Annotated in this window: 4 protein-coding genes; all 4 read right to left on the bottom strand. The window is 65.1% G+C overall.

Annotated features, from left to right (window positions below; all coding sequences use genetic code 11):
• The coding region (locus QOC76_RS23630; RefSeq protein ID WP_526360981.1) for a DUF5996 family protein at positions 1–253 on the bottom strand (253 nt) is incomplete at its 3' end.
• A gap of 74 nt (positions 254–327) precedes the next feature.
• A complete protein-coding gene (locus QOC76_RS23625; protein ID WP_526360979.1) occupies positions 328–900 on the bottom strand; it encodes an NADPH-dependent FMN reductase in 573 nt (190 codons plus the stop codon).
• Between the two features lie 313 nt (positions 901–1,213).
• Positions 1,214–2,542, bottom strand: a complete 1,329-nt coding sequence (locus QOC76_RS23620; protein ID WP_526360977.1) for a PucR family transcriptional regulator — start codon at positions 2,540–2,542, stop codon at positions 1,214–1,216.
• 403 nt (positions 2,543–2,945) lie between these two features.
• A partial coding sequence (locus tag QOC76_RS23615; RefSeq protein WP_526360975.1) for a helix-turn-helix transcriptional regulator occupies positions 2,946–5,569 on the bottom strand: 2,624 nt, incomplete at its 5' end.

The following is a 5,569-nucleotide window of genomic DNA, read 5'->3' as shown; positions in this document are numbered from 1 at the left end:
TCCGGATCGCAAGATTCTGGTTGACAAAGTCGAACTCCATGTCGAACACCGCATCCCGATATGGGATTGCGCCGGTGGTCAAGCCCCGGGGACTCACGTACAGCGTCACTTGCCACCAGTGGTTCACCAGCGGCATGTGCGCCATGCGGACCTTGCCGACAATCTGTGTCCACATATGCAAGGTTTCGCGGGTCGCGGTCCATTCGTCCACCACCAGGGCCGGCCAGTCGTAGGTCCGCGCGGAGCCGTTCATGTCGATCCCTCCCACCGCTCGACGAGCGTGCGATCGAACATAACCCTATCGCCTTCATAGGTTCGATCGGCACCTCAGCGCACGAGGGCCAGCGCGGTGTGAACGCGGTTGACGAAGATGCCGAACGCGTCCATGTAGTTGCGCAGGAATTGTTCTGTGGACGCCTCGGTGACTTCACCGTCGCCAGTGATCATTCCTGGGGTGACTTGGACATAAGCCTCGGGCGCGGTCATCTGGGGTGAGTCACAGAAGCTGAGCGCGCTGCGCAGACTCTGTTGCGCCACAGCGGTTCCGAGCTTACCTGGGGAGGCGCCGATCACCGCCGACGGCTTATGCGCGAATGAGTTTGTTCCATGCGGGCGGCTGGCCCAGTCGATAGCGTTCTTCAGGACGCCCGGCACGCCTCGGTTGTACTCCGGCGTAATGAAGAGCAACGCGTCGGCGGCGTCGATCGCGTCCTTGAGCATTCGAGCCGCCAGCGGGTAATCGGCGTCGAGATCGCGGTTGTAAAGCGGAAGATCCAGTATCGGGATCTCGACGAACTCCAGATACTCCGGCGCCAAGCGGATGAGTGCCTCGGCCAGCGTGCGATTGATTGACTGGGCTGAAAGGCTGCCGACAATGTAGCCAATCTGATAGCCACTCATAGGTTTCCCCGCTTCGTTCCGATTTACATGGTCATCTCGAGGTTCTCGGAGACAGCGCTTCCTGTCGACGTCGGCATGCACAACGTCATTGGCCCTTCGCAGTGCCTGTGCACAACGACGTTGTTTCAGACAATTGCAATTGTTCGCGACGACATCGAGTACCGACTAACTGGGAGCCGACATCGAGCTCTCGACAGACCGACCCACATGGCCTACTGGGCCGATGTGTAGACCTTAATGCCGCAGTCGCGGAGACCAGTCGTTGGCTATATTGCCTCGCGTAATGCAATTTGATTATCTGAACATGCTTCGGTCACATGAAGCGGCGATGTACCTCGAAAGCCAAACACAGTTCGGCGATATCCCTTGGCCGCGAGAGGGATCGGCCGGTGTGTTTCTCGATCCGACGCAAGCGGTGGCGGACGGTGTTCGGGTGGCAAATAAGGACCTCGGCTGCGCCACGCACCGACGCATCATTGTCCTGCCACACCCGAAACGTTTCGAAAAGCGTCTCCCGCTCGTCGTTGGGAAGGTCGCCGAAACCGTTCAACGCAGCACCGGCCGTTTGGATCATCGCCTCCGGCGCGCTCACGGCTGCGGTGGCCAGGATGGAGCCGTCGAACACCGCGACCGAAGATGTGGAATCGGTTGGGCCCCGCAACATCACCCTTGCCACATGCAGGGCCCGTGGCGTATTGCGCAGATCCGTGAAGGCCGCACTGACCCCCACCCGCCCAGTCGTCATCCGCGACATTAGGGCAACAACCAAGTCGAGTTTCCGGTCGCACGCGACGTGCACGATGCCGACCTGCAAATCAGGCAGCAGCCGCCACGCCGAAAAGATGTCGAGGCTGCGCAGCTTCGACTCGATCTCGGGGAGCGGCTCATCGCCCGCGGTGGGAATGTGGGTGGCGATCACCATGAAAGGACCATTGATCGGCAGCCGAAGCTTGCCGGCGACCTCCAACAGGCTCCAGTCGTCGAAAGCTCGGCCGTCAAGCAACGCGTCGACCAGATTCGACCGTCCTGACGCCTCAGCGAGGAGCTGCCTGTTCTGCTCGTCGCGATGGCCGGCCACGAGTGCAGTGGCGATCAGTTCGGCGAAGCGGCTGATGTGGACCTCCGTGTCGGCGGGCATAGGGCGGTCTTGCAGGGAACCGACAGCCGCCAAGCCCCACACCCGTCCGTCAACGATGATTGGTACGCCCACCGCCGCGCCCACACCTACCGCGCGCACGCGAGCAGCGATCGGCCCGGCGACGTTGTCGTAGCTGTCTATCCGTGCGGGCCGGCCGCTGCGTTGCACCAGGGTTGCGAGGGTGTTGCCTGCCATCGGAGTTCGCGTGCCCAGCGGCCATCGAGCCAGCGCCTCGGGTTCGGCAGCAGCAGCCACGATGGTGATCTGGCGATCCGTCTCGAAGCGCCACAATCCGGCGGTGTCGGCAGGCACGCATCGGCGCATCTCGTCGGCCACCGCGCCAAATACCTCCAACGGTTCAACGCCGCGCGCGACGAGCGTGGCCACTCGGCGCAACGCGGCTTGTTCGGCGGCGAGCCGCCGATACTCGGCGGTCCACTTGCCATCGTCGAGGTTCTCGTCGAATCCGGCAGCAAGTTCCTCGGCGGTGAAGAGTGCGTCCACCGCACCCTCATCGATCGTCAGGTCAGAGTGAAATCCCGCGCTCAGTTCGCCATCGTTCGTGCATCTTGGCCGCGCGTCGGGATCGATAGTGCTACTTGCTGATTCGGTGACCGATCTAGGCGAGGTTGCGGTCATCGGGACACCATCGCCCACCCGGCGACACCGAACACCACCGGCAGCATCGCCAGCATTCCAAGGGTTGCACTCAGCATCTTTCGCTCTTTTCCTCGTTGTGCTCACGAGCGCGGTGTCTGGCCTTGCCTCGGCCGTCGTTCGAGTGAGAACACCATTAGTTGACTACTACTACGGTCGTCGCGCGGGCTGCCCAGCACCATGGCCCGAGGATTCATGTTTAGGGCCGCAGGGATCTAGTACTAGGCGGATCCGATAGGTGACGGGCTGGTCATTCCAACCCATGCATGAGCTGTGCTAGCTGGGCGCGGGAGTTGATGCCCAGCTTGGCGAACGCATTGTGGACGTGGTTTTTCACCGTATGGAGCGAAAGGTGCAGCTGCACGGCGGCGTCGCGGTTGGTCACGCCGGCTGCGATCAGGTTGACAACTTTGAGCTCGGAGTCGGTGAGGCTGTCCCAGCCTCCCTTTGCCCGCGGCTGGCTGACGATGCGCCGTTCCACGCCCAGCCCGCGCAGCGCGCGACCGACACGGCGTGCATCGGCGAGCGCTTCGTGTCCCAGGTAGGTGTCGAATGCGGCATTGAGTTGATCGACCGCCTCACCGCCACGATCGGTGCGGGCGAGTTCGTCGCCGGTGTCCTCGGCGGCCGCGGCGTACAGAAGCGGCCGCGACGACGAGTGCAGCACGTCGGCGGCAGCCAGTAGTGCCTGGACTTCACCCTCGAGAATCCCGCGGGCGTGTTGAGCTACCCCCGTGAAGAGCGGGATCGCCGGCCGCTCACGCTCGAGCAGGTCGGCGGCCTGCAGGACACGCGCGCGCAAGCCGGCATCACCGGCGGCCGACGCCACCCGCGCACCCAAGATCACCTGATCTAAGACCTGGGGCCAGAATGATCCTTCGAACAGCCTGATGTCGGCGAGCCAGCGCATCGCGTCCTGGGCGTCATTGCGCTGCCACGCCGCCAGCGCCAGAATGTGCGCCGCTACCCAACGCACCACAGATGAGCCAGTGGAGTCGGCGTCGCGCGCATCATTGACCGTCTGCTGCAACAAGTTTCGGTCATCGGTGCGCGCCGCCACCTCGGCCAGAATCACCGTGCGCATCATGTCCCGCTCGGTCACGCCTGTCCGCGGCGGTGGGGGCAGGGATTCAGCCGCGGCGCGGGCAGCAGACAACCGGCCCGCAGCGAGATGGACCATCCCCTCAAGCGCGACCCAGATGTCAAGGGCCATCGCGTTGCCTTCCCGGCGGGCTTGCGTTGTTCCCTCGGCGACCCGGGCCGCAGCGTCGTCCAACCGGCCGACCACCACCAGCAGGAGCGGGTAATGTATTGCTGCAAAGTCATGAGCTGCGGCCGCATCACTCGAGCGGGCGAGCGCGCACAGCTCCTCGAGGCGGCGCACCGAGTGGCCCGCATACCCCTCCCCACAGTCGAGCAACGCGAAGGTGACGTCAGCCACTATCTTCGACTCGAGATCACCGGTTGATTCCGCGGCCGCGGCCGCCTCGTCAGCTGCCGCCGGCCGTTGCCCAAGTGGGTCGTGGAACGTCAGGTTGTAGGCGAGGTACGCCAGATGCCGGGCGCGGGTGACCTCGCTGATGTTGCCCAACTGCAGCGCGCGACGATTCTCCTCGACGCGCCGCTGGGTGCTGTGCTTGGTGAGAGTCGGGAGGCGCAGGCGAATCTCGGCCTCCTGCTCGGGCGACGCCAGCTCCGAGAGCGCTGCAACGGCCAACTCTTCGGCCTCCTGATAGCGGCTGGCCCGGTTCAGCAACCCGACCGTTTCGGCCACCAGCAGCCCGCGGTCAGCGTCATCGGCGGCCAACAGCTCGAGCGCACGCTGGCTCAGGTCGGCGGCCGCACTGGCATCGCTGTGCCCAACTGCTTGGGCGGCTTGGCGCAGCGCGTTGATCGCTTCCCGGTCCCCGGGTTCGGCGCTGCGTGCCAACTGGATGGCCACCTCGGCCGGCGCCGCGCCCATGCCCAGCATGACCGATGCCGACTGGCGCTCCATCGCCCGGCGCAGCGACTCCGGCAACGACTGTCGGGTGGCCTCCCGCAGCAAGTCGTGCCGAAACCTCAGCTGCTCATCGTCTTCGACGAGCAGATCCGCGCGCACCGCCTCCTCGACAGCCGACATCAACGACGCCGGCTGGCGTCCCAGCATCGCGGCGAGCAAACCAGCCGAGAACCGGTCCGGCAGCACCGCGGCCACCCGCACCACTTCGCCGGCACCGGCGGAGAGCAGGTCGAGTCGCTGCTGCATACCTGCGCCCAGCCGGCGCGGCAGCCCGTGTCCGCTGGCCACCGCACGGCCGCCGCTGACATTGAGCCGGCCCTCCTCGCCCAGACCCCCGACCAGCTCCCCGACGAGGAATGGATTTCCGTGCGCCTTCGCGGCCAGAGTCAACAGCGACGCATCGGCGTTGGCGCGCACCGCATCCTGGACCATGTCGGCGACCGCGTTTGGCGACATCGCGGCCACCTGCACAACTGTGGCATCCGCGCGTTGCAGCACCGACAACGTCTCCTGCACCGCTGGCCCGCCGGCCCCGCTGCGGGTGGTCAGCACCCACAGCACTGGCAGATCTTGCCGTGCGGTGGCTAGCGATCGCAGCGCCAACAGGGTGCTGTTATCGGCCCAGTGGATGTCTTCCAGCACGATCGCCAGCGGGGTCTGTGCGGCCGCTGCATGGATCGCGTCGGCCAGATCGTGCACCACCCAGTAGCGCAAATCCGCCGAGCCGCCCAGCAGGCTCAGCGCCTCGGCGTCTCCAACCGGCGGATCGGCGCGCAGGGTCGCCATGAACAGCGCGAAAAACGGCACCGTCTGCTGATACTCGAACGCTTCACCGAACAAGGTGCGCACCCCGGCCTTGTCGGCCAGCGCCA

The organism is Mycobacterium sp. (assembly GCF_032159565.1).
Classification (GTDB): Bacteria; Actinomycetota; Actinomycetes; order Mycobacteriales; family Mycobacteriaceae; genus Mycobacterium.
Note: the sequence above shows the minus strand (reverse complement) of the source record. Positions and strands in the feature narration are given on the sequence as shown.

Bases quoted from the DNA above. Each gene is read 5' to 3' on its own strand.
- QOC76_RS23625 (WP_526360979.1), bottom strand. From the start codon at position 900: ATGAGTGGCTATCAGATTGGCTACATTGTCGGCAGCCTTTCAGCCCAG.